Source organism: Embleya sp. NBC_00888 (assembly GCF_045207655.1).
Taxonomy (GTDB): Bacteria; Actinomycetota; Actinomycetes; order Streptomycetales; family Streptomycetaceae; genus Embleya.
Genome location: NZ_CP108785.1, coordinates 792095 through 816772 on the forward strand (window position 1 = coordinate 792095; position 24678 = coordinate 816772).

The 24678-nt window shown below is 69.5% G+C and carries 24 protein-coding genes and 1 pseudogene; 11 read left to right on the forward strand and 14 right to left on the reverse strand.

Translation table 11 applies throughout. The features are described from left to right. The first annotated feature begins 284 nt into the window (after positions 1-284). The gene (locus OG948_RS37650; protein WP_331769476.1) at positions 285-452 is read left to right on the forward strand and encodes a hypothetical protein; all 168 of its coding nucleotides are present in this window, start codon (positions 285-287) and stop codon (positions 450-452) included. Between the two features lie 883 nt (positions 453-1335). Here the strand turns inward: OG948_RS37650 and OG948_RS37655 are convergent. The 4 genes from OG948_RS37655 to OG948_RS37670 all read right to left on the reverse strand — a co-directional run bounded on the left by OG948_RS37655 (position 1336) and on the right by OG948_RS37670 (position 6937). Continuing rightward, positions 1336-2346 (reverse strand): ABC transporter permease, encoded by a 1011-nt coding sequence (locus OG948_RS37655; protein ID WP_331773422.1) that lies wholly within the window; start codon positions 2344-2346, stop codon positions 1336-1338. Positions 2347-2375: 29 nt separating this feature from the next. Continuing rightward, the gene (locus tag OG948_RS37660) at positions 2376-3923 is read right to left on the reverse strand and encodes a sugar ABC transporter ATP-binding protein (protein WP_331769477.1); all 1548 of its coding nucleotides are present in this window, start codon (positions 3921-3923) and stop codon (positions 2376-2378) included. Positions 3924-4054: 131 nt separating this feature from the next. Next, positions 4055-5104, reverse strand: coding sequence for a substrate-binding domain-containing protein (locus OG948_RS37665; RefSeq protein ID WP_331773423.1), 1050 nt, complete (start codon positions 5102-5104; stop codon positions 4055-4057). Positions 5105-6145: 1041 nt separating this feature from the next. Continuing rightward, positions 6146-6937, reverse strand: a complete 792-nt coding sequence (locus OG948_RS37670; RefSeq protein WP_331773424.1) for a DeoR/GlpR family DNA-binding transcription regulator — start codon at positions 6935-6937, stop codon at positions 6146-6148. A gap of 886 nt (positions 6938-7823) precedes the next feature. Here OG948_RS37670 and OG948_RS37675 point away from each other — a divergent pair. From OG948_RS37675 to OG948_RS37685, 3 genes are all read left to right on the forward strand, one after another. Then, positions 7824-8276 carry an LAETG motif-containing sortase-dependent surface protein gene (locus OG948_RS37675; RefSeq protein ID WP_331769478.1) on the forward strand — a complete coding sequence of 151 codons (453 nt, stop codon included), beginning with the start codon at positions 7824-7826 and terminating at the stop codon, positions 8274-8276. Between the two features lie 106 nt (positions 8277-8382). Continuing rightward, positions 8383-9006: a SigE family RNA polymerase sigma factor gene (locus tag OG948_RS37680; protein ID WP_331769479.1), complete on the forward strand. Its 624-nt coding sequence runs from the start codon at positions 8383-8385 to the stop codon at positions 9004-9006. Next, a complete protein-coding gene (locus OG948_RS37685) occupies positions 9003-9509 on the forward strand; it encodes a hypothetical protein (protein WP_331769480.1) in 507 nt (168 codons plus the stop codon). The genes OG948_RS37680 and OG948_RS37685 overlap by 4 nt, the downstream gene beginning before the upstream one ends. A 567-nt stretch (positions 9510-10076) precedes the next feature. On the opposite strand, the gene OG948_RS37690 is transcribed toward OG948_RS37685, so the two are convergent. The 5 genes from OG948_RS37690 to OG948_RS37710 all read right to left on the reverse strand — a co-directional run bounded on the left by OG948_RS37690 (position 10077) and on the right by OG948_RS37710 (position 15881). Then, positions 10077-11123 (reverse strand): heparin lyase I family protein, encoded by a 1047-nt coding sequence (locus OG948_RS37690; protein WP_331769481.1) that lies wholly within the window; start codon positions 11121-11123, stop codon positions 10077-10079. A 544-nt stretch (positions 11124-11667) separates the two neighbouring features. After that, the gene (locus OG948_RS37695; RefSeq protein ID WP_331769482.1) at positions 11668-11985 is read right to left on the reverse strand and encodes a putative quinol monooxygenase; all 318 of its coding nucleotides are present in this window, start codon (positions 11983-11985) and stop codon (positions 11668-11670) included. Positions 11986-12165: 180 nt separating this feature from the next. After that, positions 12166-13188: a zinc-binding alcohol dehydrogenase family protein gene (locus OG948_RS37700; RefSeq protein ID WP_331773425.1), complete on the reverse strand. Its 1023-nt coding sequence runs from the start codon at positions 13186-13188 to the stop codon at positions 12166-12168. A gap of 639 nt (positions 13189-13827) precedes the next feature. After that, positions 13828-15231 carry a sensor histidine kinase gene (locus OG948_RS37705; RefSeq protein WP_406300511.1) on the reverse strand — a complete coding sequence of 468 codons (1404 nt, stop codon included), beginning with the start codon at positions 15229-15231 and terminating at the stop codon, positions 13828-13830. Next, positions 15228-15881 (reverse strand): response regulator transcription factor, encoded by a 654-nt coding sequence (locus tag OG948_RS37710; protein WP_331769484.1) that lies wholly within the window; start codon positions 15879-15881, stop codon positions 15228-15230. Before OG948_RS37710 ends, OG948_RS37705 begins: the two co-directional genes overlap by 4 nt. A 277-nt stretch (positions 15882-16158) precedes the next feature. Here OG948_RS37710 and OG948_RS37715 point away from each other — a divergent pair, with 277 nt between their 5' ends. From OG948_RS37715 to OG948_RS37730, 4 genes are read left to right on the forward strand one after another with little or no spacing between them, the layout of a single operon-like run. Further along, positions 16159-16746 carry a hypothetical protein gene (locus OG948_RS37715; RefSeq protein ID WP_406300512.1) on the forward strand — a complete coding sequence of 196 codons (588 nt, stop codon included), beginning with the start codon at positions 16159-16161 and terminating at the stop codon, positions 16744-16746. 10 nt (positions 16747-16756) lie between these two features. Further along, the gene (locus OG948_RS37720) at positions 16757-18097 is read left to right on the forward strand and encodes a peptidoglycan-binding protein (RefSeq protein WP_331769486.1); all 1341 of its coding nucleotides are present in this window, start codon (positions 16757-16759) and stop codon (positions 18095-18097) included. Then, the gene (locus OG948_RS37725) at positions 18094-18882 is read left to right on the forward strand and encodes an ABC transporter ATP-binding protein (RefSeq protein WP_331769487.1); all 789 of its coding nucleotides are present in this window, start codon (positions 18094-18096) and stop codon (positions 18880-18882) included. The genes OG948_RS37720 and OG948_RS37725 overlap by 4 nt, the downstream gene beginning before the upstream one ends. Further along, positions 18879-20114: an ABC transporter permease gene (locus OG948_RS37730; RefSeq protein ID WP_331769488.1), complete on the forward strand. Its 1236-nt coding sequence runs from the start codon at positions 18879-18881 to the stop codon at positions 20112-20114. The genes OG948_RS37725 and OG948_RS37730 overlap by 4 nt, the downstream gene beginning before the upstream one ends. 296 nt (positions 20115-20410) lie before the next feature. Here the strand turns inward: OG948_RS37730 and OG948_RS37735 are convergent, their stop codons facing one another. Continuing rightward, positions 20411-20647 (reverse strand): hypothetical protein, encoded by a 237-nt coding sequence (locus OG948_RS37735; RefSeq protein ID WP_331769489.1) that lies wholly within the window; start codon positions 20645-20647, stop codon positions 20411-20413. A gap of 182 nt (positions 20648-20829) precedes the next feature. Here OG948_RS37735 and OG948_RS37740 point away from each other — a divergent pair. Together OG948_RS37740 and OG948_RS37745 are read left to right on the forward strand one after the other, a co-directional pair. Next, positions 20830-21071 (forward strand): annotated as a pseudogene (locus OG948_RS37740) (MBL fold metallo-hydrolase); the annotation flags it as partial. Positions 21072-21317: 246 nt separating this feature from the next. Beyond that, on the forward strand, positions 21318-21701 hold the full coding sequence (locus OG948_RS37745) for a Rid family hydrolase (RefSeq protein ID WP_331773426.1): 384 nt from the start codon (positions 21318-21320) through the stop codon (positions 21699-21701). Positions 21702-21817: 116 nt separating this feature from the next. Here OG948_RS37745 and OG948_RS37750 read toward each other — a convergent pair whose 3' ends face one another. The 4 genes from OG948_RS37750 to OG948_RS37765 all read right to left on the reverse strand — a co-directional run bounded on the left by OG948_RS37750 (position 21818) and on the right by OG948_RS37765 (position 23608). Further along, positions 21818-22363 carry a hypothetical protein gene (locus OG948_RS37750; RefSeq protein WP_331769490.1) on the reverse strand — a complete coding sequence of 182 codons (546 nt, stop codon included), beginning with the start codon at positions 22361-22363 and terminating at the stop codon, positions 21818-21820. After that, the gene (locus OG948_RS37755) at positions 22360-22989 is read right to left on the reverse strand and encodes a hypothetical protein (protein ID WP_331769491.1); all 630 of its coding nucleotides are present in this window, start codon (positions 22987-22989) and stop codon (positions 22360-22362) included. The genes OG948_RS37750 and OG948_RS37755 overlap by 4 nt, the downstream gene beginning before the upstream one ends. Beyond that, positions 22982-23182, reverse strand: coding sequence for a hypothetical protein (locus OG948_RS37760; RefSeq protein WP_331769492.1), 201 nt, complete (start codon positions 23180-23182; stop codon positions 22982-22984). Before OG948_RS37760 ends, OG948_RS37755 begins: the two co-directional genes overlap by 8 nt. Before the next feature lie 285 nt (positions 23183-23467). Next, a complete protein-coding gene (locus OG948_RS37765) occupies positions 23468-23608 on the reverse strand; it encodes a hypothetical protein (RefSeq protein WP_331769493.1) in 141 nt (46 codons plus the stop codon). A gap of 455 nt (positions 23609-24063) precedes the next feature. Here OG948_RS37765 and OG948_RS37770 point away from each other — a divergent pair, with 455 nt between their 5' ends. Further along, the gene (locus OG948_RS37770; RefSeq protein WP_406300513.1) at positions 24064-24651 is read left to right on the forward strand and encodes a hypothetical protein; all 588 of its coding nucleotides are present in this window, start codon (positions 24064-24066) and stop codon (positions 24649-24651) included. The last annotated feature ends 27 nt before the right edge of the window (positions 24652-24678 follow it).

Below are 24678 nucleotides of genomic sequence, written 5' to 3' on the forward strand. Positions count from 1 at the left end.
CGAGGGCTGTTGGTTTGCCCCGGCTGCGACGATCGGAACCGAACCTCCGGTGATGACCCGGTAGACGACGCTGACAGACGTCGTTTCAGGGCTCTGCGGGCTTCGGCAGACGTCCCGCTCTCCGCAATCCTTGGCTCGATGGCCGCCCCGACCGATGACCTCGGCCGCCAGGACGACACCCGGTCCGGGCAGAATTCAGGCTGGGCCCCGTCGCGGCGGCCGCGTCCCGCATCTGGGGTGCGAGCCGGTCGGGTTCTCGCAGATCGGCCAAGAGGGCACGGGCGATGTCGCGGCTGCAGCAATCGGCAGCGGTGACGGGTCGAACGATCCTCATTGCCGCGGCGGCCTTGTCGGCCGAGGGTCCGGTGGGCACGCCGTCCGGGGAGGAGATCGCGCAGGACGGCGTGCAGTCGGTTGAGCAGCGGGTGCGTTCGTCGACCGGGTCGTCGTGACGCTCGGACGACACGGGCCGGACGGCGGCCGGTCCTCTCGGCTCACGTGCCGCAGGCCTTCGCGGAACAGGGTGACCCGGGCCACGTTGAACGCGTCGGCGGGGTCGGTCTTGCGGTCTCCGCCGGTATCCGGCAGTCGAGTGCGGGCCGAGAGGGCGCGTCGACCACGTCCTCGCCTACGGCAGCGGTTTGTTGGCGAGCGAGCAGCCGAGTTCACCGGCGCACTCCACCGTGATTCGCCGCTCGGGTCAGGACTCGCACCACTTCACGAGTGCTCGTGGGTGCCGATGTCGACGACGAATCGGCGTTCGGCGACGCGGTGGCCCAAGACGCACACGGCGCCGCCGTGTGGGCGGACTTGTGGCGGTCGATACCGATCACGATCACGGGCCGCGGACCTTCGCGCTCGACGAGACCCCGGAGTGCGGTGGGAACCTCGGCTTGAAGGTGAAGTCGCGCTCATGCCCCTGTCGAGCAGCATCGCGCGGATGCCGGTCGGCGGCGGCACGCTATGAGTGAGCCGGCACTCGCAAGGCGGCACAGAAGTCGCGAGCCCGTGCCGACCGGCACCCTTCCGGGGGCGGAGGCGGTGGACGTAGAGGTCGATGGTCAGTGTGGTTCGGGGTGAAGCCCCGTTTGCTTCAACGGATGGGAACCAAGTGCGTCGCCCCCGCACGAGACCGGCCAACGCGGGCGGGTGCGGATGTCAGCCGCACCCGCGCGCGTTGGCCCTCCGTTCGGTTGTGGTTCCCGAGCACTGCGAAGCCCGTGTTCGGGTGCCGATCGGGGGCTGGGCGCCGTACCGCATCTTGTTGGTCCTCAGGCACGCAACCTCGGGTAGCCGACCCGTGCGGGGTGAAACATCGTTCCGTTGTGCCGCTCGCTATGTCGGGAGGCCGACGGCGCGTTCGCCGCTGCGGCGTTGTTGGATGACGACGGCGACGACGAGGAGGGCTCCCTGGGCGACGTTTTGCCAGAAGGAGTTGACTCCGACGACGTTGAGGCCGTTGTCCAGGGCGCCGAGCAGGAAGACCGCGAGGAGTGTGCCGCCGATGCCGCCCTTGCCGCCCTGGAGGGCGCAGCCGCCGAGTGCGGCGGCGGTGATGGCCTTGAGTTCGAGGCCCTCGCTGCCGGATGTGGGTTGTCCGGAGCCGGTGCGGGCGGTGAGGATGACGCCGGCGATCGCGGCGACGACGCCGGCGAGGGCGTAGACGGCTACGAGGTATTTGTTGATGTTGATGCCGGCGAGGCGGGCGGCGGTGTCGTTGCCGCCGATGGCGTAGATGTTGCGGCCGATGTCGGTGTACTTGAGGAGGACGTGGACGGCGGCGGCGACCAGGAGCAGGGCCCAGATCTGGACGGAGAGGCCGAGGATCTTGCCGCGGGCGAGGAAGATGAAGAAGTCGTTGCCCAGGACGTAGCCCTGTGCGCGGCCGCCGGCCAGGAGTTGGGCGACGCCCTTGTAGGCGGCGAGGGTGGCCAGGGTGGCGATGACGGGGTTGACCCGTCCGTAGACGATGACGATGCCGTTGACGACGCCGGCTGCGATGCCGACGGCGATCGCGGCGAGGATGCCGACGGCGGCGTTGCCGCCGGCCGAGGTGAATGCCATCGCGCTGACCACGGAGGCTATGCCGGCCTGCGAGCCGACGGAGATGTCGAGGGCTCCGCAGATGATGACGACGGTCTGGACGACCGCGAGGAGGCCGGTCACCGCGACGGTGTCGCCGATCACGGTCATGTTGGCGGTGGTGAGGTAGCCGTCGTCGAGCCAGGTGAAGATGCCGACGACGGCGATCAGTGCGGCGATGAGGCTGGTGTTCTGTGCGCCGATCGCGGTGGTGAGGCGGCGTGGGAGTGCCCGGGCGGAGCCGCCGGCGGTGGGGGTGGGCATCGGTGCTGGTGCCTGCCTGGTCGTGGCGGTCATGACGGGTTCCCTGAAGTCGGTTTGGCGAAGTCGTAGGCCATGGCGAGGGCGAGGATGCTCTCCTCGCCGGCGGCGGCGCGGTCGAGTTCGCCGGTCACCCGCCCGTTCTGCATGACGACGATCCGGTCGGCGAGGCCGAGGACCTCGGGGAGTTCGGAGGAGATGACGAGGATCGCGACGCCGGATCCGGCCAGCTCGTCGATCAGGCGGTAGATCTCCGCCTTCGCGCCGACGTCGATGCCGCGGGTGGGCTCGTCCAGGATCAGGAGCTTGGGACGACGGGCGAGCCAGCGGGCGAGCACGACCTTTTGTTGATTGCCGCCGGACAGCTTGCGGACCTCGTGGTCGGTGGAGGGTGTCCGTATGCCGAGGCTTTCGACGAACTCCTCGGCGAGCAGTCGTTCTCCGCGCGAGCTGACGAACCTTTGGCGTCGCAGGCGGTCGAGGACGGCGATGCCGATGTTGTAGCGGACCGAGCCGGTCATGAACAGCGCCTGGGCCTTGCGTTCCTCGGGGGCGTAGCCGATGCCGGCCCGCACCGCGTCCCGGGGCATGCGCAGTCGAAGTTTTCGGCCGTCGACGCGGACCTCGCCGGAGCGGATCGGCTGATCGCCCACGAGGGCGGCGGCCAGTTCGGAGCGGCCGGCGCCGACCAGGCCGGCGAGTGCGACGACTTCGCCCTCGCACACGTCGAGGTTCACCTTGGCGACGTGGTCGGTGGTCAGGTTGCGTACGTCGAGGACGGTTTTGCCGACGGCGTTGCGCTTGCGGGCGAACATCGCGGACAGGTCGCGCCCGACCATGAGTCGCACGACCTCGCCCTCGCCGGTCCGCGCCGCGTCGCGGATGCCGGCCAGTGCCCCGTCGCGCAGTACCGCGATGCGGTCGGCGAGCCGGAAGATCTCCTGCATCCGGTGGGAGACGTAGATGATGGCGAGCCCTCGGTCACGGAGCCTGCGGATGAGGCCGAAGAGCGCTTCCACCTCGTGATCGGACAGGGACGAGGTCGGTTCGTCGAAGGCCAGGACGGTGGCCTCGGTGGTCAGCGCGCGCAGGATCTCCACGAGTTGGCGCTGCGCGGGCGAGAGCTGGGAACCGAGCGTCTGCGGGGCGATGGCGTGCGCGAATCCCAGGCGGTCGAGGTCGGAGCGCATGCGCCGGTATAGCTCCTCCCGGTCCAGGAGTCGGCCGTTCCTGCGCGGCAACGCGCCGATGTACACGTTCTCGGCGACGCTGACGTGCGGGACGATCTCGGGTTCCTGCGCGATCACCCGGATCCCGTGCCTGCGCGCGTCCGCAGGACTGTGCAGGTCGTGTGGTCTTCCGTTGATGAGAACGCGTCCTCGGCTGGGACGGTGGTCGCCGTTGATGATCCTGATCAGGGTCGACTTGCCGGCACCGTTCTCCCCCATCAGGGCGGTGACGGTGCCGCGAGGGAAGTCGAGTGTGATGCCGCGCAGGGCGTGGACTGCGGAGAACTCCTTGTGGATGTTCTCGACCGCAAGCGCCGGTCCGGGGGCATCTGGGGGTGGGCTTTTCGTCATGGCTGGCCTCGGGGCGTTTCGGGCAGTCGCGACGGCGCGCGCAAAAGGCGTCGGGTCGTCGCGACTCGCACCGGTGGGTGCCGTCGAAGGCGACGGCGTTCAGGTCGTTGCGGCCGTGGATGCGGGCTCGGTCAGCTGCACTTGAGGCCGGATTGTTGCCAGTTCGAGGGGTCGACCATCTTGGTGGTGGCGAACGCCTCGGGCGCGAAGGGCTTGCCGTTCTTGAGGCGGTCGACCATCGTCTGCACGGCGAGACCACCGACCTCGTAGCCGTTGATGAACAGCGCGGCCTTCATCCCGCTCGGCTTGCCGGAGCCCCAGTCCTTGCAGGCCAGATAGCCGCCCAGGCCCACTCCCACGACGTCGGCCGCCCCGTAGCCGCCGTTCTGCAGCGCGGTGACCGCCCCGCTGACGTTCTCGTCGTTGCAACCCCACACGATCCAGTGCTTGACCGACCGGTTGCCGCTCATCGTGGCCGCGGTCTTGTTCTGGGCGTCGGGCGGGGTGTTGTCGGTGCCGACCTTGAGCACCTTGACGTCCGCGCCCGTCGCCCGCTTGAAAGCCTCGTGTGCCGCGTTGACACGGTCCGAGCAGACCGTCACGTCCTGCTTCCACGCGGCGATGATCGCGGTGTCCTGCGGAGCCCAACCCGCCTTCCTGAACTCCTCGGCGGCCCGGTCGCCGACCTGGGTGCCCATCTGAGCCCCGCTGAAGCCGACACGCGGCACCAGTTGATCGGCGGAACACTTGGTCGGATCGGCGCCGTTCACACAGATCTGGTCATCCGACGCCAGGAGTGCCGCGCCGTTCTTCGCGATCTCGACGACCTGCGGTCCCACCGCGGGGTCCGGCACGACGATCACCACGCCGTTGTATTTCTGTGCCAGCGCCGCCTGGACCTCGCTCACCGCCTTGTTCGTGTCGTTGCCGAGATTGACGACCTTCAGATCGACACCCAACTCCTTCGCCTTCGCCTTGGCCCCGTCCGCCTCGTCGATGAAGTACTGCTGGTCCCCCTGCTTCTGCAGATACGCGATCTTGACGTTCCCCGACACGGGAGCCGTGCCCGACGTCGTCCCCGCCTTGCCGTCTTCCTTGCCCGACGAGCAGGCGGTGAGCCCCACGGCGAGCGCGAGGGCGGCCACCATCGCGGCGCCGTGCCGACTGCGTCTGCGGTGCATCATCATCGATCTCCTTGGGGACAGCGGGGAGCTTGCGATTGTCAAACAAACACGTCTGAACGCAACCACTCGCGACGTGAGGCATATATCTAGCAGTTCAAACATTAACCAACAAGACTCATTTCGGTAACGCCACGGAGTCCATTGGTCTGAGCCCGAAGAATGCCGCTCTGGCCTTGTGACGCACGTGCACCGAGGGCGAGGAGCGGGCACCGTGGCGTTGAAATGCGTTGGATTGTTGTGCGCCAGGCAGATGGGCTCCGATCCGGGCTGAGACGGAACCGGCCTCGTCGTCGTCCCGGCCTCCGGCAAGGGTTCAACGCCTCGCAAGGGTTCAACGCCTCGTATGTGCCGGTTCGACGGCAGGTTTTTGCTTCCGATGCGCGGCATCCTTCATCAATTCGGCCATACAGAGATCGCGGCCGGGCCGTGGTGACGCTCGACTGGACGCACGCCCCTGGGAGGCTCGCCTCGGCCGTGCCGAATCGTGAGCACGCACGATGCTCCGGCTCCCGGGCCAGGGAACGACCATGTTCATCGCGTTCGGACCTGCGGGGTCGAAGGCTGCGGATCCAGCGGCACAAACTCCGCAACGGGGGCCCTGCCAGTAAGGCTCTCGGGGCGTTGTCCTATCGTGCCGGAAAGCCGCGCCGGGCTTTCAGCCGTTCGACGGTATCGCGGTCGCGGTGGGCGGTGGGCGGTGGACAGTCCGCCCCGGCAGCCCTTCCTCTTGTGCTTGGCAGCCCGGTCGTCCTTGTTCGATTCATCGCCCTGACGTTGCGTTTACGCAGGTGGTCGCGGTGGCCGTAGGAGCAATACGCCTGCCCGCGACCGACGACCCGGCGCATACGCTCTCCACCTCTCGCCCGGAACCGTTCCCGACGACGCGTCCGGCGCAGGCGCGCGCCGGAAAGGATCCATCAACCGGCCACGGAGCGCGAGGACTTCGACACCGGGCATGCGCGGAAGCGGCCTGACCGTCACGCGACAATTCCCGAACAGCGCTGCCGGCACCCCGCCGGTGTGCCGCGAGTGTTCCGGTCACCCGGCCATGTCGTTGTTCGGATCGACCACCACGAGTTCCCCGACGTGTTCGGCCAATTCCTCCTGGACTTCCTCGCCCAGGCGCGAGTCGACGATCAAGGCGTCCGCCCGGCCCAGAGGGGCGATCGTGCTGATGCCGATCACTCCCCACTTCGTGTGGTCCGCGACCACCACGAGTTTGCGAGCCGCCCGCACCAGGGCGCGGTCGGTCTCCGCCTCCAGCAGATTGGGCGTGGTGAACCCCGCCCCGACACTCATCCCGTGCACCCCCAGCACGAGCACGTCGACGTTGAGGTTCTCCAACGACGCGACCGCGACGGGGCCCACCAGCGCGTCCGACGGGGTACGCACGCCGCCGACCAGCACGACGGTCTGGTCGACGCGGCCCTGACGATGGAAGACGTCGGCCACGGGAATCGAGTTGGTGACCACCGTCAGGCCGGGCACGTCCGCCAGATGCCCCGCCAGAGTCCACGTGGTCGTTCCGGCCGACAGGGCCACCGCGCTGCCGGGCGGCACCAGATCCGCCGCACGACGCGCGATCGCCTCCTTCTCGGCGGCCTGCCGGCCCGACTTCGTCACGAAGCCGGGCTCCTCCGTCGAACCCATCTCGACCGAGGTCGCGCCCCCGTGCACCTTGGCGACCAACCCCCGCTCGGCCAGCACCTCGAGGTCACGCCGGACGGTCATGTCCGACACGCCGAACATCTCCACCAAGGCGGCGACACGCACCGCTCCCTGCTTGGCCACCAGGTCGACTATCGCGAGTTGCCGCTGCCGGGCCAGCATCCCGCCTCCTATTGATTGCATGGGGCACGTATCAACAGTTTCAAACATAGCAGTCACCGGATCAGCCAAACTCGACCTCCCATCCAACGAATCGTCCTACGGGTCTCGATTACGTGGTGAGACTGAGGAATAGCGGATTCGAGCATGATCCGTTGACAAATTGTTTTATATGGACATCTTGAATGTGTTTTCATATCTGAATCTGTTGGACGAGTGATTGAAGCTCGTTGCGGTCGTGGGCTCGTGGATCAAGGTCGCCGCACAACCGCAGCACGACGGACGGGCGGGCGAGATGCGCGGCCCGCGGGCCCGTCACCAACTCCGACCTACCGCGCATGGTCGCGGCCGGTGAGACCTTCGACGTCGTCGAGGCGAGTGCCGCGATCGGCGAGGCGGCCCTGAGGCTCCTGATGACCGCCTTGATGCGGCGTCCGCGCAGGTAGGCGCGAGTGCCGCGACCGGAGTAGGCGAACCGGTCGCGCGCCCGCGGTTGTCACCGTTCGCCGCGAGCGGCACCGACGACGAACGCCAACTCGTCGAGGTCCCCGGCGCGCACGTGGCACGCGAGGTGTTCGAAGCCGCCTGGGACAACCTCGCCCCGTCGACCCCACCGGCGTCCCGCCCCGGTACCGGTGCCCGACCTCCCCGCCGCGTGGGTGCCGTCGCTGCCCCACCCCACGTTCAACCCGGCGCAGAAGAACTTTTCCCGGATCGGGAACCCGGAGGGCGCCCGTACGTCTGGATGTCCGTCACCGAGCCGGTGGCGACCGCCGTCCCCCGACGGCGGTCCGTTCGACGCCTCGCAAGGAGAACGGTGTTCATTCCTCCCCTCCGCCGCACAACGGCCCCGCCCCAAGGTGGCCGCGCCCCCGTCCGGACCGGTCGTGTGATCGGGGCCGGCTTCGTGCTCGCCGCCTCACTGGCCCTGCTGCCCCAGACCGCGGCCTTCGCCGCCGACGGGTCGGCGCCGAAGCCCGACACCGTCTCGGCCACCCGGCCCACACCCGTCCCCTCGACCCCGGGTGGCAGGGCCCCGCAGCCCGTGCCCCCCGGCACCCCACCGAAGGCGAACGCTCCTGTGCCGGAGGCCGTGCGTCCCCCGGGTGCGCCGGAGGCCGTGCGTCCCCCGGGTGCGCCGGAGGCCGTGCGTCCCCCGGGTGCGGGAGACCGGCCCCAAACCCTCCAGCCGCCCACGCCCACGCCCGCCCCGGCCAACCGACTCGCCGAAACCGGCGGTAACAGCAGCGCCCCGTTGCTGATCGGCGGCGGTGTCGCGCTGCTCGCCCTCGGCGGCGTCACGGTTGTTCTCGTGCGCCGTCGCGGTCGCGTCACGGCCTGACGGTCGCGGCCCGAGCAAGAAACCGGCCGGTGGATCCGGGACGGGAATGTCCCCGGAGCCACCGGCCGGCCCCGCGAGCACCCACCGGTACGCGTCCGAGGAGCTCATGACCATCCAGGAGTCACACGTCCGGGCCCTCCACGGCCCACACCCGGCCCCCGCCACGCCGCCGGGTGAGACGGACCCACCGCGCCGGCGCGGGTTCGCCCTGTTCCGCCGCCGGACCCGAGAGGTCGGCGAACCGCCGCCGACGATGGCCCGGCTCTACCACGCCCATCGGCTGCGGCTGGTGCGCCTGGCCACGCTGCTCGTGGGCGACCAGGAGACCGCGGAGGACGTGGTCCAGGATGCCTTCACGGCGGCGTTCCGGCGGTACGGCGCGCGGCTGGGTGAACTCGACGACCCGCCGGCGTATCTGCGGCGCTGCGTCGTCAACGGCGCGCGCTCGGTGCCGCGCCGGCGCCGGACCGCCCGAGCCTGCGTGCCGCCCGTGGTCCCGTCGGTGGCCTCGCCCGAGGACGACGCGTTGCGGGCCGAGCGCGACCTGCGGCTGCGGAACGCCCTGGCCGGGCTGACCCGGCGGCAGTGCGAGGTGCTGGTGCTGCGCTACTGGGAGAACCTCAGCGAAAGCGAGATCGCCGGCACCCTGGGCATACCGTCCGGCGCCGTGAAATCCACCGCGAGTCGCGGGCTGACCGCGCTGCACAAGCTGTTGGAGGACGACAGGTGACCCGACCCTGCGGTAAGTCCCGACGACCGGGCCCCGACGAAGCCACGGACCTGGAGGTCGAGCTGCGGGACTGGCTGGGCCGCCGGGCCGAGGAGGTGACCCCCGCAACCCTGCGAGTCCGCGAGGTACCACTGCCGCACGTACCCGTACGCAGGCGCCGAGTCCCGCTGCGTCCTGCCGTGTCGGCAGCGGCTCTGGCCCTGGCCGCGGCGGGCTGGGCGCTGACGACCACGGGCTCGGACGTGCCGAAGTCGGTGACCGTACCGCCGGCCGAGCCCGCGCCGGCGGCCACGAACTCCTGGCCGCCGCCGACCCCTCCTTCCACGCCGCCGGTCGACGCGAACCCCTCGCCCTCCGCCGACGACGAGAACGCCGAGACGTCGCCCGCGCGGCGCCCGCCTTCCGAGGCCCCGCCGCGCGGAACCGTGCGGAGTTCCGCTCCGAACACGCCGAGCACGCCGACGCCGCGCACGCTGAGCGCCCTGCCGCCCACACCACGCTGATCGTCGCGGCGCCGGCGGATGACGGGTCCCGTGGACGCGCACGATCTCGGCGAGGTCGGCTGCGGGGTGCGGGCTTTCGTCCTCGCGTGGCCCGCCGGGGCAGGGCGGGTTGGTGGTTCGAAGCCCACGCTCACGCCCCGTGCGTGCGCTTGCGTCAGGACCCGCGAGCGGCCCGCGGTCAGGCGCTCCCAACAGGCTCGCGCCTGTACGTCGCGGGGCCCGGCCGCTCCACAACGACACGACGGGCGCGCCGAGTTCGGCCGCGACACGCACCGTGCGCTCCGACAGATCCACGCGCCGATCCGCTGCCCCGGCGTCGTCCGGCAGGGTGGGTCGGTGCTTGTGCCAGGGGTCGAGGAGGTAGCGTGCGCCGGTCTCGACCACCGTCGACAGCGGGGCTGCTCCGGGAACCGAAGTCCCAACCGTGCGGCGGGCGTTCGCCGGGCAGGAGCAGTCCTCGTCCGAAGCGGGCCCTCGGCGGGGTTGGTCACCGAGGGCCCGACCGGCGAAGGCACGGGACCCCGCGGGTGATGTGATGCGTCATCTGCCGGACGGACGGTGGGCCCTTCAGCGCGAACGTGTCGCGTTTCGGCGCCGAATGAGGACAAAAACGATGCCGGCCAGGGCCGCCATGCCCCCGGCCGCACCGATCACACCGGTCCGACCGGCGGTTTCGGAGGTGGCTTCGGCAGCCTCTTGCTGTGGGGGCGCAGGAGAGGTGTCATCGGCCGGCGCCGACGCGACGCTCGGCACCGGCACGCCATTGTTCTGCACCGCTCCGGTCTCCACCGCGGAGGACGGCGAGTTGGTCGGTTTCGGAGCGGTCGAAGGGAATGGGGAGCCTGCGGGGGATGCCGTACTGGTGGCGGTGGGAGGATCACCCCGCTTGATCCCGATCGTGCTGGTGATATCGATGTCGTCAACGAACAGGACCACATCGGCCTGTCCCGCTGTATTGGATGTCTTTTCCGGGCGCCAACTCGGGCGGTAGGCGCCGATCCTGAAGTGAGGCGGCTCGCCGCGATGGTAGTTGTTGGCGCCTTGGTGCGAGCCGACGTTCACGCCGTCCCGGGTCACGGCGATCGACCCGGGTGCGCCGGGGGAAGACCAGGCGATGTCGAACGTCCAATGGTTCCAGTGGCTCAGGCGGGCCGCGCCGAGGGAGATGATGGTTTCCAGGATCGCGTCGTTTGTCATCCAGTGGACCTTCAGCCGCCAGTCACCACCGTGGATCGACAGTGCGACAACGGGCTTGATCCTCGGGTCGTCGCTCTGCATGCTGAACCACTGGGCGACGATGGTGTCGACGTCCTGCCGCTGCCAATCGGGGGGAAGGTAGTTGGCGAAGCTGAAGCGATGGCTGCCCGCGTCGAGGCCCTTGATGGCCGGCTCGGATTTGAACGAGCGGCCGTCGTTGGGGACGTCGACGCGCGCGGCCCGGCCCGATTTCCCGCCGGGGGCCGGCCCGGCGAGAACGTGACCGGAGCCCTGGATGGCCATGAACGGCAACTTCTGGTAGGGCGATTCGAAGTCGTACGAGTGAGAGTCGGCAGCGGAGGCCGGAGCGGCGGTCGGAGCAACGAGCAGCAAGGCAATGGCGCATACCGTGAGCATGCGCGTGGGATGACGGGCCGTGACAATGCGTATTGCACGGGCGTTCCCTCGTACAGGGGGCGGAGACCCCACCCATCGATCGGCAAGCAGGTGGGCACGGCCGCAAGGCCCTCCGGAGCAGACCGCGGGCAGACCCTGGGGCGCAAAATCCGGCGAGACGGCCGGATGCGCTCATGCGGCAAGGCATGTGAGGTTGCCCGAGGGGCAACCTCACACTCGGACAGAATTGAACATGGAGACACGAAAGTCAACGCTTGGTATACCTCGCGACACTTGGCCGTTCACAGGCACCCATCGGGCGCTCAACCACCCGGCGCCCGGGGAGTATCGGTGGTCGCCTGACCAGCGGAGAGCGGGCCGCCCCGGCACAGGATCTCCACTTCGATGGGCGCCATCGGACGGACAATCTCTCGGCCGTGTGGTCCGCCGGCACATCGACACGGGTGGGAGTACGGCGTCGACCCCGATGGTCGTCCGCGGCCAAGGTTGCCGATCCACGGCTACGAAGTCCTCGTACGAGGCGTGCCCTTGCCCGACCCGCCCTTCAGGTGACGGGTATCTCGCGTAGTCGGGTCAGGCGGATCGGTTCGTCCAGCAACTCGTCGAAACGGGCCGCGAAGGCTCGGAAGTGGGGTGTGGCCATGTGGAAGTCGAGTGCTTCCTGGTCCGCCCAGGTTTCACGTACGTAGAAGGTCCCTGGTTCGTCGCGCAGTTCGAACAGTGTGTAGTCCGAGCAGCCCGCCTCGGCGCGTGACGGTTCGACCAGTGCGACCAAGGCGGCTTGTAGAGGCTCGCGTTGTGACGGCTTTGCCTTCACTCTTGCGAGAGCGACGAGGGGTCCGGAGGGCAGGGCGTCGATCACGGGAAACTCCTTGGCGCGGCTCGGACAGGTGAACCGCCGATCCGAGACTCGCACGGCGGTCGGCAGGGAAATGGGTGGCCAGGGCCGCCGTGGGGTGGCCGGCCTGACGTACTCGGGTCCGTCCACCGTCGAGGACGAACGGGGGTGGTGGTCGGTGCCGCACTCGGACCCGGTGGTTCCTCACCCGCCGGCACGGAAGCCGGTGAGTGTGATCTTGCCGATCGCGCTGCCGGATTCCAGGATCCGGTGCGCTTCGCGAAGGTGGGTCGCGTTGATCGTGCCGAGATCCCTCGTGGCCGTCGTGGAGAGGATGCCGGTGTCCACGAGCTCGGCGACCTGGTTGAGGATGAGATGCTGGGTTGCCCGGTCCGGCGTCCGGTGCAGCGAGCGGGTGAACATCAACTCCCAATGGAACGAAATGCTCTTCGACTTCAGCAGGCCGATCTCCACGGGACCGAAGTCGTCGATGGCGACGATCCGGCCGAACGGCTCGAGCATGTCCGCGTAGGCCGCGAGGTTTTGGTCCGTGCCGACCGTGCTGAAGATGTGGCTCACCCCACCGGGCGCGACCTCGGCCACTTGCTCCGGCAGCGGACGGTGATGGTCGACCACGTGCGCGGCGCCCATCCGGCGTGCGTAGGCGACCGTTTCCGGCCGTGAGGCGGTTCCGATCACTGTCAAACCGGTGAGGGCGCGCGCCAGTTGCGTCACCATCGCCCCGACACCGCCGGCCGCTGCGGTAACGAGGAGTGTGCCGGTCTGCTCCGGGGCCCCTTCGTGTAGGCCCAGCCGCTCGAAGAGACCCTCCCAGGCGGTGAGCGAGGTGAGCGGCAACGCCGCCGCCTCGGTGAAGGAAAGCGTGGTGGGTTTGCGTCCGACGATGCTTTCGTCGACGAGATGGAAGCGCGCGTTGGCGCCCGGCCGGTCGATGGCGCCGGCGTAGTAGACCTCGTCGCCGACCGCGAACAAGGTGACCTCGTCGCCGACCGCGACGACCGTGCCCGCGGCGTCCCAGCCCAGCACCCTGGGCTCGCCGCCAGGACTGCCTTTCTGCCGCACCTTGTAGTCGACGGGGTTGACCGCAACGGCCTCCACCTGGACGAGCAGGTCACGCGGACGCGGCTGAGGTACCGGTAGTTCGACGTCCAAGAGGCTCTCGTCGTCCTGGATCGGCAGGCTCTCGCGGCAGGCGACTGCCGGCATCGTTCTGTTTCCGAAACTCATGACGATTTCCTCACGATTGTCTCTCTCGCGGGCGGGCCATCCGTGAACGCGGCCCGGTGGGAATGCTCCGGAGTACGCGAACCGATGTGATGGACGGCGTTGCTCCGCCGCTGGTTGATCATCACCTGGTGACGGCCGCCGGCCCGTGTCGGCGACCCCTGCGTCACCGGCGGAACGACCGCGCGTTCGGTCGCGATGTCCGCCTCCCGGCCCGCGTCCTCTCACCTTCCGCAAGGTATCCCCAGGGGGGCAGTAACCTGCAAGGGCCACTACTTTCCAATGGAAAGTATGCAGGTAGAAGGTCGAACGGGGAGGAGAACGGATGGGATCGGGCTGCACGCCAACCGATACGACGTGCGTCCGGTGCCGTGTCACACCGCCGGGTACGCTCCATGTTGGACTCGGGGCGTCCGTCGGAAATGTCCGCCCGCGCCGGTGTGGTGGGTCAGGCGGTCGCGCGCACTGCGTCGCGGATCAGGTCCGCGACCTCTTCGGCAATCGGTGCGCGGGTTTCGCACCCACTGTCGACGCTGGGCGTTCGGTGACTACCGTGCGGCCGGACACCGTCTGTGCGCTCCTCGAGCCGCCGAACTCCACCTCCGTGGGACACACCGCGCGTCAGAGTCCTCGCCGCGCGAGGTGACGTCGAGGTCGGCGGGGGCGTGAGCGTGGCGGTATTGCGGCGGTCGGGTGTGAGACGGGCAAATCCGAGACCATTGTCGGGTGGGGTGTTTCGGGTAGGGCTATGGCTATGGTGAGGCCGCCGTAGTGGTTGGCGGTGGTGGTGATTTGGGCCGCGTGGGCGTGGACTATGGCTTGGACTATGGACAGGCCCAGGCCGGAGCCTTGGGTGGAGCCTGTGCGGTTGGGGCGGAAGCGGCGGAACGGTTCGAAGAGTTCGGGGATGCGGTCGGCGGGGATGACCGGGCCGGTGTTGCGAACACACAGGGAGCCGGCCGAGACGCCGACCGTGACGAAGCCGCCCGCGTGGTTGTGGCGAACCGCGTTCTCGATGAGGTTGGTGACCAACTGGCGCAGCAGCAGCGGGTCGCCGGACACCGTGTTTGGGGCGAGGTTCGCGTCGATCCGGACGCCGGCCTGTTCGGCCGCAGGTTGGGTCTGGCGGAGCACGTCGGCGGTCAACTCGTCCAGCGCGACCGGTGTTGCCTGGACGTTGCCGCGCTCGCTCACCGCCAGGTTCAGCAGCCCGTCGATCAGGTGCTCGGTGCGCCGATTCAGCGCCAGAAGCTGTTCGCGCGTCTCGACGATGTCCTGTGGCGAATGCGGGTCGGCCAAGCCGATCTCGATCGCCGTGCGTTGGATGGTGAGCGGGGTACGCAATTCGTGTGAGGCGTTGGCGACGAACAGTTGCCGGCTGTCGAAGGATTTCTCCAGGCGATCGAGCATTCCGTCGAACGTGTCGGCGAGTTGCTTGAGTTCGTCGTCCGGGCCCGGCATGGCGATTCGCTCGTGCAGGTTGTGTTCGGACAAGCGGCGTGCCGTCGCGGTGATTCCGTGGACCGGGCGCAGCACCCGGCCGGCCATCCACCAGCCGACCAGGATCGAGGTCACGGCCAGCAGCAGCAGTGCCGCGATGAGCACGGTCAGCAGTTGACTCATCGTCACGTCCTGGCCGGCGTCGGTGGCCCTTCGGATCACGTCCGGGGGGATTGTTGTGCCCTGAGCCTGCGGACTCGGTGCCGGCTGCGTGGGCTGGGCCCGGCCCGTGTATGGAGGGCCGTACTCTTTCGCGTACTTGGGTGCGGACGACGTATCCAGGGCCAGTGTCTTCGCCATCGCTTCCGGCAGTTGCCGGGACAGTCGCTGGTCGACGAACCAGTACACGATGCCCAACAGGACCGTGCCGACCACGAGGGACATGCCGCCGTACATCAGCGCGAGTCGGGCCCGCGCCGACGGCCGGCGAAACAGTGCCCGGGAGAGCAACCTCGTGTTCTCGACCGGGTCGCACGTCCGGGTTTTCCTTCGCCGGTTTACACCGGGTACACGCGGGCTGCTCATATCACGTATCCCGAGCCGGGCACGGTGCGGATGACCTGAGGGTCGCCGAGCTTGGCGCGCAGTTTGGACATGGTCACCCGCACGATGTTGGAGAAGGGGTCGATGTTCTCGTCCCACACCCGCTCCAGCAGTTCCTCGGCACTGACCACCGCGCCGTCGGCCGCCATCAGTGTGGCGAGCACCGCGAACTCCTTGTGTGCGAGCCGAACGTATACGCCCTTGCGGGTGACCTGACGTCGGGCGCTGTCCAGGACGATGCCGTGCTTCTCCAGCACCGGCGGTACGGCCGGTGTGGCCCGGCGGGCCAGGGCCTGCACACGGGCCAGCAACTCCGCGAACTCGAAGGGCTTGGGCAGGTAGTCGTCCGCGCCCAGGCTCAGCCCCGCGACCCGCTCGGGGACCGTGCCCGCTGCGGTCAACATCAGGATCCGGGTACGCATGCGACCGGCCACGACGGCCTTGCAGACGTCGTCGCCGTGCGTGCCGGGCAGGTCACGGTCCAGGATCAGCACGTCGTAGTCGTTGACCATCAGCCGCTCCAGCGCGCTGTCGCCGTCGTAGACGACGTCCACGGCGATCGCCGCGCGACGCAGTCCTCGGGCGACCAGGTCGGCCAGTAGTTCCTCGTCCTCGGTCACCAGGACTCTCAAGATCTCGTTGCTCCGCTTCGGGCTGGGGGAGGTGGGAAGGCGTGGGGGTCGAACCGGGTAGGTGTGGGGGGCGAGCGGCGAATGGTCCGGGTTGGCGGGCTTTGAACCGCAACGCCTCCTGTTTATACGCGAGTTCGTGTCACAGCGAGATAACCGATTCGGGTAACGGCCGGGTAACCCGCGGCCGCGTAGACCTGTCGTCGCGCCCCTCGCCGTCACGGCGGTGACGACGAGGGGTGCGACAGGACCGACGGCAGGACTACAGATGGGAGCGACGATGACGACGAGGTTTGCACGCGCGGGATCCCGGCGGCCCCTGGCACTGCGGTTGGCGGTCGGGGTGATGGTGGCCGGTGGCCTCGCCCTGACCACGGTCGCTTGCGGCGACGACGGCGGCTCGGCGCAGAGCAAGGTGGCATCGGGCGGCGGCAGCGGCGGCGCGAAGGCCGCAACCAGCGGCGGCGGTTCCGGCTCGGGCAAGGGTGACGATGCCCAACGCCACGACCAGATGGTCAAGTTCGCGAGCTGCATGCGCGAGCACGGGATCGACATGCCCGACCCCGAGCCCGGCGAGGGCGGCGCCATGCGGATCGGCGGAATGGCCGCGGACGAGGCCTCGTCGAAGACCGAGGACGCGATGAAGGCGTGCGAGAAGTTCCAGCCGAAGAGCGACTTCGACCCCAACGACCCCAAGTTCAAGGAGTGGCAGGCCAAGCACACCAGTTGCCTGCGCGAGAACGGCGTGAACGTGGGCGACCCCGGCGCGGGCGGCGCGATGGTCACCCTCGACGGCAGCGACGAGAAGGTGATGAAGGCGATGGAAGTGTGCAACAAGAAGGTTCCGCCGCTGACGACGAAGAAGTAGGGGCAGCCACGTGGTTCCGATCTACGATTACGAGGAGGAGTCCGCAACGGCCCCGGCCGAGCCGGACCCCACAACGCAGCCGCGCAAGCGCCGGCGGCGTCGTCGCGGACGGGCCATCGCCGCCGCCCTGGTGCTGGCCTCGGCGGGCGGCGCCGCAGCCGTACTGCTCTCCGACGGCGGCGACGGCTCCGAGGCATCCGCGAACCGCACGAAACTGGACGCGGTGCCGGTGACCCGGGTGGACCTGGTCGAGCGGCAGAACGTGGACGGCAAGCTCGGATACGCGGGCACGTACTCCGTGAACGCGGCCGCGCCCGGTCCGGAGAAGGAGACCCCGCCCCCGGGCGGGGGGAACAAGCCGCAGGGTGGCGGCACTCCGCCTCCGTCGCAGGGCCCGGGTGGCGGCAATCAGCCCCAGGGTTCGGGTGGAGGGTCGGGTTCGGGTGGGGGTTCCGGTCAGGGTGGTTCGCCGCCGGATGCCGGGAACAACGCGGGGCCCGGGACCGTCACCTGGCTCCCGGGTGTGGGCGACACGTTGTCGCGTGGTGATCGGGTGTACGGGCGGGACGGGACGAAGGTGCCGTTGTTCTACGGCGAGACGCCGTTCTGGCGGGCGCTGTACGTCGGGGTGGACAAGGGTGCGGACGTCCGCGAGTTGGAGCAGAACCTCCAGGCCCTGGGGTACGGCGGGTTCACCGTGGACGAGAAGTTCACCGACACCACCGCCGCCGCGGTGAAGAAGTGGCAGAAGGACATGGGGCACAGGCAGACCGGCCGGTTCGATCCCGGCGACGCGGTCGTGCTGCCCGACTCGGTCCGGGTCGGCGAGGTGACCGCGGTCCTGGGCGCGGGTTCGCAGGGGCCGCTGTTCAAGGCGAGCGGCACCGGCCGCCGGGTCACCGTCAACCTGCCGGTCAACAAGCAGACGCTGGCGAACAAGGACGCCAAGGTCCAGGTCACCCTCCCCGGCGGGAGGACCGCGACCGGGACCGTCACCCGGGTCGGCACCGTGGCCAAGGAGGGCGAGCAGTCCCAGGGCGGCGCACCGCAGGGTCAGGACAAGGCAACCATCCCGGTCGACATCGCCCTCGACCAGCCCAAGGACGCGGGCACCCTGGACGGTGCGCCGGTCACCGTCGGGTTCACCGGCAAGGAGCGCAAGGGCGTGCTCACCGTCCCGGTCAACGCGCTCCTCGCGCTCGCCGAGGGCGGCTACGGCATCGAGGCCCTCGAACCCGACGGCGGCACCCGATTGCTGAAGGTCGAACTCGGGATGTTCGCGAACGGGCGGGTCGAGGTGACCGGCGACGGCGTGACCGAGGGCCTGAAGGTCGGGGTGCCCAAGGCATGAGGAGACATCGCAGAGCGGCGGGCGGGAGCGCCGAGGCGGGGGCGCCCGGCACCCACGGCGCGGAAACGGTACCGGTACCGGTGATCGAACTCGACGGGGTCGGCCGGTCCTACCCCGGCGGCGTGCACGCGCTGATCGACGCGAACCTGACCGTCGAGGCGGGCGAACTCCTCGCCGTGGTCGGGCCGTCCGGGTCCGGGAAGTCGACCATGCTCCAACTGATGGGCACCCTGGACCGGCCGACCCAGGGGGTGGTGCGCCTCCTCGGGCACGACGTCGCGCGGCTGAGGGACCGTCAACTCTCCGGCGTGCGGGCCAACTGGATCGGCTTCGTGTTCCAGCAGTTCTTCCTCACCGAGCACTTCACCGCGGTCGACAACGTGGCCAACGGCCTCTACTACCACGGCATCCCGGTCCGCGAACGCCGCGAACGCGCCGCCGACGCGCTGGCCCGGGTCGGCCTGGGCAGCCGACTCGACCACGTCCCCCGCGAATTGTCCGGCGGCGAACGCCAACGCGTCGCCATCGCCCGCGCGCTGGTCGCCCGACCCGCACTGGTCCTGGCCGACGAACCCACCGGCGCACTCGACTCCCGCTCCGGAGCGACGGTGATGCGACTGCTGCACGAACTGCACACGGACGGCACCACCATCGTGGTCATCACCCACGACCCCGGGATCGCCCGATCGCTGCCCCGCCGGGTGGAGATCCTCGACGGCCGCATCCACGCCGACAGCGGCGCGAGCGGCGTATCGGCCGACCAACCGGTGGGGGTGCCCGGATGACGACGCGCGATCACGACACCGCCCCCCGACCGGCACCGGTGCCGCTGCCGGGGACGGCCCGGCTCGGGCCCGTCGACGTGGTGCGGGTCGGCCTGCTCGGAGTGCGCGGCCGACCGATGCGCGCGGTCCTGTCCGGCCTGGGCATCGCGATCGGGATCGCCGCCATGGTCGCGGTCCTGGGCATCGGCACCGCCAGCCAGGCCCGACTCATGGACCAGATCCGGAGCCTGGGCACCAACATGCTCTCCGTCGGACCCGGCGACTCCATGTTCGGCGGCAAGGTACCCCTGCCCGAGGACGCCGTCGACATGGTCCGCCGCATCGGCCCCGTCACCTCCGCCAGCGCCACCGCACAACTCGACGGCCGCAGCGTCCGACGCACCGACCGCATCGACCCCCGCGAGACCAAGGGCATCACCGTCGCCGCCACCCGCGAGGACCTGCTCGACACCATCGGCGGCCGGGTGGCGAAGGGGCAGTGGTTCAACGCCGCCACCTCCCGCTACCCCACCGTCGTCCTCGGCTCCCGGGCGGCGGAGTTGCTCGGCGTCGACGGGCCGAACCGACAGGTGTGGATCGGCGAACGGTGGTTCACCGTCATCGGCGTCCTGGCTCCGGTGCCGCTGGCCCCCGAGGTGGACCTCTCCGCACTGGTCGGCTGGTCGGCGGCGCGGGAGGTGCTCGGCTTCGACGGACACCCCACCCGGATCTACGAACGCTCCGCCGAGGACGCGGTCGACGACGTACGCAACGTCCTCGCCGCGACCGCCAACCCGGCCGACCCCGCCGGCGTCAAGGTCAGCCGCCCCTCCGACGCCCTGGAGGCACAACTCGCCGCCAAGAACACCTTCACCGGACTGTTCGTCGGCCTCGGCGCGGTCGCCCTCCTCGTCGGCGGCGTCGGAGTCGCCAACACCATGGTCATCTCCGTACTCGAACGCCGCCAGGAAATCGGCCTGCGCCGAGCCCTGGGCGCCGGACGCGGCCAGATCCGCCTCCAATTCCTCACCGAGGCCGTCACACTCTCCGGCATGGGCGGCATCGCCGGCGTCCTCCTCGGACTGATCGTCACCAGCGCATACGCCCACGCCCAGGGATGGCCACTCGTACTCCCCTGGCCCGCCATCCTCGGCGGCGTCGCCGCATCCGTGGCCATCGGCGCACTCGCCGGCCTCTACCCGGCCGGCCGCGCCGCACGACTACCACCAACCGAGGCACTCAGCTCCGGCTGAGGACGAGCGCAAGGTGGACCCGCTTCGGTGCCGGTCGGCCCTCGGGACGGTCGCGCAGCCGCGCGCGACCGTCCTCGACCCGAAGCGCTCACCCCTGAAGAAGCCGTCCGCTCGTGGATGTCACCACCCACGAGCGGACGGCTTCGCTGCGCGTCCTTTGAGGGGCTGAGACGGTTCTCAGAGGGTCGTAGCTCTAGCGACGGAAGCCGCTCACCAACTCCGATCAGCGGGCCCTGCCCCCGCTCTTCTCGACCCATGTGAACCCCTATCCGGACGTTTTCGGAACGCAGGGTCGTTCAGCAGGGGTCGTCGGGGCCGGGTTCGGTGCTCTCGTCGAGGTCTGCGAGGAGGCCGCGGATCCGGTCGGCGATGGCATGGTGGCGTTCGACGCCAAAGAGCACCGGGACCCGCTCGGTCGCCGACGCGTAATTCACCATACGGAACAGTCGCTCGAGCTCCGCTTCGTGGCCGACGATCATCTCCTCCGCCGCCGGTCTGGCGCCCGTGGCGGGGTCTACCGTGTGATCGTCCACGGGCTCTCCAGGAATTGCTGGTCTTTCCATGGGAGCCTTCGGCTCGCCTTGTCGCCCCCAGAATACAAGCGCCGAAAACGCCCCTGGCCTGTGCGCGTTCGACTGCAGTCACGTGACTGATACCGCCACGCCCGGACTCCTCGTACGGTTCCGTTAAACCTCGGATCAACCAAGGAAGTCTCATGGACCAGATCAAGCTCGGCGATGTCACGGTTACCCGCGTATGGGAATACTACGGCGCCATCGGAATGACCTCTGAAATTCTTCTTCCCGGAAAGCCCCAATAGCCTGGGAAAATGGTTCGGAATGGCTGAAATCGCATTTCCTGGATTTCGCGACAAATATCGTGAACTCCGCGATCCGGACCTGGCTGCCGCGCAGTGAGGATAGAACGATCCTCGTCGACACCGGGGTGGGCAACCACAATCGTGACCACCGCGCATCGGAACCAACTCCGAAGAGGGCGACCACCGCCGCAGGACCACGATGCGCATGGGCGCCGCGTGGACCGAGATCGACGACCCGCACAGCCGGGACGGCCGGATCTGGAGCCGGCCCGACGGTCCGCCCCGCCCCTCGCGGCGGTCCGGGCCCGATCCGGCCCGCTCCCCCGGCGGGCACATGCCCTACCCCCGAACATCGCTTCTTCAAGAACACCGAGGAAACCCTCATGAGCAGGACCATCATCACCACCGCGAACGCCCCCGCTCTCTCGGCGCCGCTGTCCCAGGGTGTGCGCAAGGGCCCCGTGCTGCAGGTCTCCGGACAGCTGCCGCTCGCCTCCGAAACGGGTGCGGTGGTCGGCACCACGGTCGCCGAGCAGACCGCGCAGGCCTTCCGCAACGTGACCGTCGTGCTCGAGGCGGCCGGCGCGAGCATGGAGGACGTCGTCATGCTCCGCGTCTACCTCACCGACCCTGCGGACTTGGCCGCCATGAACGCGGCGTACGCCGAGGCCGTCGGCGAGCCGTTCCCCGCGCGCACCACGGTCTACATGCAGCTTCCCCCCGGGATGCTCGTCGAGGTCGACGCACTGGCCGTGCCGGCCGACTGACGTGGCACAGAAGAATTCGCAGCGGCCGGTGGGGTCGGTCCGAGGACCGACCCCACCGGCCGCCGGATGGATGAGCGCTGGTCGAAAGGGTGACCGATCGCCCTGATCGCGAACGTTCATGAGAGCAGCCACGGCGTCTTCGACGTTCGCAAGGTCTGGGAGGCGCAGGCGACCCGGTCCCCGGTCGCGATCCCTTGATGTTCCATCCCGTATGGCGTGCCGGCCGGTGGGGCGGGTCCGGGTGGGGCGCCGTGGGCTTCCGCGCGGTCGAGCGCGTGGGCCGCGGCCCAGAGCGGATTCATGGTGACATCCTGGCGCGCGTGGGAGCGGGATCGACGCGGAACGGGCGGATGGGGGCTGCGAGAGCCGCGAACCAGCAGACGAGCGATTTCTTGGGCTATGGGCAGATCGGTGCGGGCCTGGATGAGGCCGAACTCGCCGGCGGGGTTGGTCTCCAGGTAGTGCCGGCGGTGCTCGTCGACGACGAAGTCCAAGGCGGCGTAGGTGAGTCCGAGGTCGCGCACGTGCTCGACGCAGGCGGCTTCGATGTCGGCGGGCGCGGTGACGGGCGTGTAGTGGCAGGCGGTGCCGGCGGTGCGCCAGTCGAGGTGGCCGTCGGTGGTGATCGCCGCCGTGAACACTCGGTCGTCGACAACGGTCACCGGGCGTCGAACCGTCGTTCGCCGACCAGGGCTTGGAGGCAGTGGATCGTGCCGGCGATCGCGCTCAGGTCGTCGGTGCGGCGCCGGCGGGTGGTGGGGACGAATGTGGTGTGGCGATGGGTGAGCGCCTTGACCACCACCAAGTCGTCGTGCTCCTCGATGAAGGCGCGTGCGGCGACCGGATCGCTGATCAACATCGTGTCGGGCACTGCAAATCCGACTCGGGCCGCCGCGGCGAGTTGCGCGGGCTTCAGGCGGGCGGCATTCACCGCGTTCGGGTCGTTGACCCACACACGCAAGGACTGTGCCTTGAGCAGGCCCAACAGTGCGGTGGTGTTCTCATCGGCCCGCCACCGCTCGTCGGGATCGGGGTGGGTGTCGGGGTGGGTGGGCTTGCGCCAGTAGACGGCGCGGTGCTCGTCCACGGGCACGGCACGCTCGCGGGGTCGCAGTCGGCTGCGCCACCGGCCCGCGTGGAAGCGAGCGGTTGCCTGGAACTCCCTGTCCAGGCGGCCGGGGTCCAGACGCAGGACGGTGGCGTGGCCGTCGAGTTGTGACACCACCAGTTCGGCGGTCCGGTCGGTCTCGGCGGCCACGACCACGACGGTGGGGTGGGGGTCAGTCATCTGCCTTGAGCCCGGAGGGTTCCTGGGTACCGGTGTAGTCCGCGACCAGATCCGGGTCCGCTGTGTGGACGAGCAGGGTGCCGTCGGCGACGACGTTCGCGCACAGGTCGGGATCGTAGTGGTGGTCCGGCAGCGGAGGCGGACCGCCGGTGGGGGCCGCGAGGCGGCGGGTCAGCAGCAGAGGTATGGCCATGTCAAACCTTTCGGGTGCGTCGGGTGGTGGTGCGAACTGCTGTGCTGTTCCGCGAGACCGCGTCGACTCCGGAGCCGGAAGGGTGTGTGCGGTTCGCGCAATCGGTGTGCGTGTTTCACACGCGATCTCGGCACAGGGTGATTCGGTGGCTACCGTGGGGATGGACATCGTGGGCGTGCTCCTCGGAGTCGTGATGGCCGAGCTCCGCTCGCCCGGGGCACTGGTGCGGGTCGGATGCCTCGCGCGGAGCCGGCACCGATGCGACCTGGATTCGACCGTGGGGCACTACGCGGCGGCGGTGGCCGGGCTGGGGTCGGGGGCCACGCGGGCGCGCAGCAGCGGGTCGCCGGACATCCTGCTTGCGGCGAGGTTCGTGTCGATCCGGACGTCGGCCTGCTCGGCGGCGGGCCGGGTACGTCGAAGCACGTCGGCGGTCGACTCGTCGGCGCGACCGGTGTTGCCAGGACGTTGCCGCGCTCGCTCACCGCCGGGTTCAACAGCCCGTCGATCAGGCGCTCGTCGCGCCGATTCAGTGCCGGCAACTGTTCGCGCGTCTCGACGATGTCCTGTGGCGAATGCGGGTCGGCCAGGACCATCTCGATCACCGTGCGCTGTTGCTCCCTTCTGGCCGGGAGGTGGGAAGGCGTGGGGGTCGAACCGGGTAGGTGTGGGGGGCGAGCGGCGAATGGTCCGGGTTGGCGGGCTTTGAACCGCAACGCCTCCTGTTTATACGCGAGTTCGTGTCACAGCGAGATAACCGATTCGGGTAACGGCCGGGTAACCCGCGGCCGCGTAGACCTGTCGTCGCGCCCCTCGCCGTCACGGCGGTGACGACGAGGGGTGCGACAGGACCGACGGCAGGACTACAGATGGGAGCGACGATGACGACGAGGTTTGCACGCGCGGGATCCCGGCGGCCCCTGGCACTGCGGTTGGCGGTCGGGGTGATGGTGGCCGGTGGCCTCGCCCTGACCACGGTCGCTTGCGGCGACGACGGCGGCTCGGCGCAGAGCAAGGTGGCATCGGGCGGCGGCAGCGGCGGCGCGAAGGCCGAGACCAGCGGCGGCGGTTCCGGCTCGGGCAAGGGTGACGATGCCCAACGCCACGACCAGATGGTCAAGTTCGCGAGCTGCATGCGCGAGCACGGGATCGACATGCCCGACCCCGAGCCCGGCGAGGGCGGCGCCATGCGGATCGGCGGAATGGCCGCGGACGAGGCCTCGTCGAAGACCGAGGACGCGATGAAGGCGTGCGAGAAGTTCCAGCCGAAGAGCGACTTCGACCCCAACGACCCCAAGTTCAAGGAGTGGCAGGCCAAGCACACCAGTTGCCTGCGCGAGAACGGCGTGAACGTGGGCGACCCCGGCGCGGGCGGCGCGATGGTCACCCTCGACGGCAGCGACGACAAGGTGATGAAGGCGATGGAAGTGTGCAACAAGAAGGTTCCGCCGCTGACGACGAAGAAGTAGGGACGGCATCGTGGTTCCGACCGACAC

What these genes read in the sequence shown, in the direction of transcription:
- OG948_RS37650 (WP_331769476.1), top strand. Translation starts at nt 285, where the DNA reads ATGTCGCGGCTGCAGCAATCGGCAGCGGTGACGGGTCGAACGATCCTC.
- OG948_RS37725 (WP_331769487.1), top strand. Translation starts at nt 18,094, where the DNA reads ATGAGGAGACATCGCAGAGCGGCGGGCGGGAGCGCCGAGGCGGGGGCG.
- OG948_RS37655 (WP_331773422.1), bottom strand. Translation starts at nt 2,346, where the DNA reads ATGCCCACCCCCACCGCCGGCGGCTCCGCCCGGGCACTCCCACGCCGC.
- OG948_RS37690 (WP_331769481.1), bottom strand. Translation starts at nt 11,123, where the DNA reads ATGCTCACGGTATGCGCCATTGCCTTGCTGCTCGTTGCTCCGACCGCC.
- OG948_RS37745 (WP_331773426.1), top strand. Translation starts at nt 21,318, where the DNA reads ATGAGCAGGACCATCATCACCACCGCGAACGCCCCCGCTCTCTCGGCG.
- OG948_RS37665 (WP_331773423.1), bottom strand. Translation starts at nt 5,104, where the DNA reads ATGCACCGCAGACGCAGTCGGCACGGCGCCGCGATGGTGGCCGCCCTC.
- OG948_RS37770 (WP_406300513.1), top strand. Translation starts at nt 24,064, where the DNA reads ATGACGACGAGGTTTGCACGCGCGGGATCCCGGCGGCCCCTGGCACTG.
- OG948_RS37715 (WP_406300512.1), top strand. Translation starts at nt 16,159, where the DNA reads ATGACGACGAGGTTTGCACGCGCGGGATCCCGGCGGCCCCTGGCACTG.
- OG948_RS37670 (WP_331773424.1), bottom strand. Translation starts at nt 6,937, where the DNA reads ATGCTGGCCCGGCAGCGGCAACTCGCGATAGTCGACCTGGTGGCCAAG.
- OG948_RS37760 (WP_331769492.1), bottom strand. Translation starts at nt 23,182, where the DNA reads ATGGCCATACCTCTGCTGCTGACCCGCCGCCTCGCGGCCCCCACCGGC.
- OG948_RS37705 (WP_406300511.1), bottom strand. Translation starts at nt 15,231, where the DNA reads ATGAGCAGCCCGCGTGTACCCGGTGTAAACCGGCGAAGGAAAACCCGG.
- OG948_RS37755 (WP_331769491.1), bottom strand. Translation starts at nt 22,989, where the DNA reads ATGACTGACCCCCACCCCACCGTCGTGGTCGTGGCCGCCGAGACCGAC.
- OG948_RS37700 (WP_331773425.1), bottom strand. Translation starts at nt 13,188, where the DNA reads ATGCCGGCAGTCGCCTGCCGCGAGAGCCTGCCGATCCAGGACGACGAG.
- OG948_RS37730 (WP_331769488.1), top strand. Translation starts at nt 18,879, where the DNA reads ATGACGACGCGCGATCACGACACCGCCCCCCGACCGGCACCGGTGCCG.
- OG948_RS37680 (WP_331769479.1), top strand. Translation starts at nt 8,383, where the DNA reads ATGACCATCCAGGAGTCACACGTCCGGGCCCTCCACGGCCCACACCCG.
- OG948_RS37660 (WP_331769477.1), bottom strand. Translation starts at nt 3,923, where the DNA reads ATGACGAAAAGCCCACCCCCAGATGCCCCCGGACCGGCGCTTGCGGTC.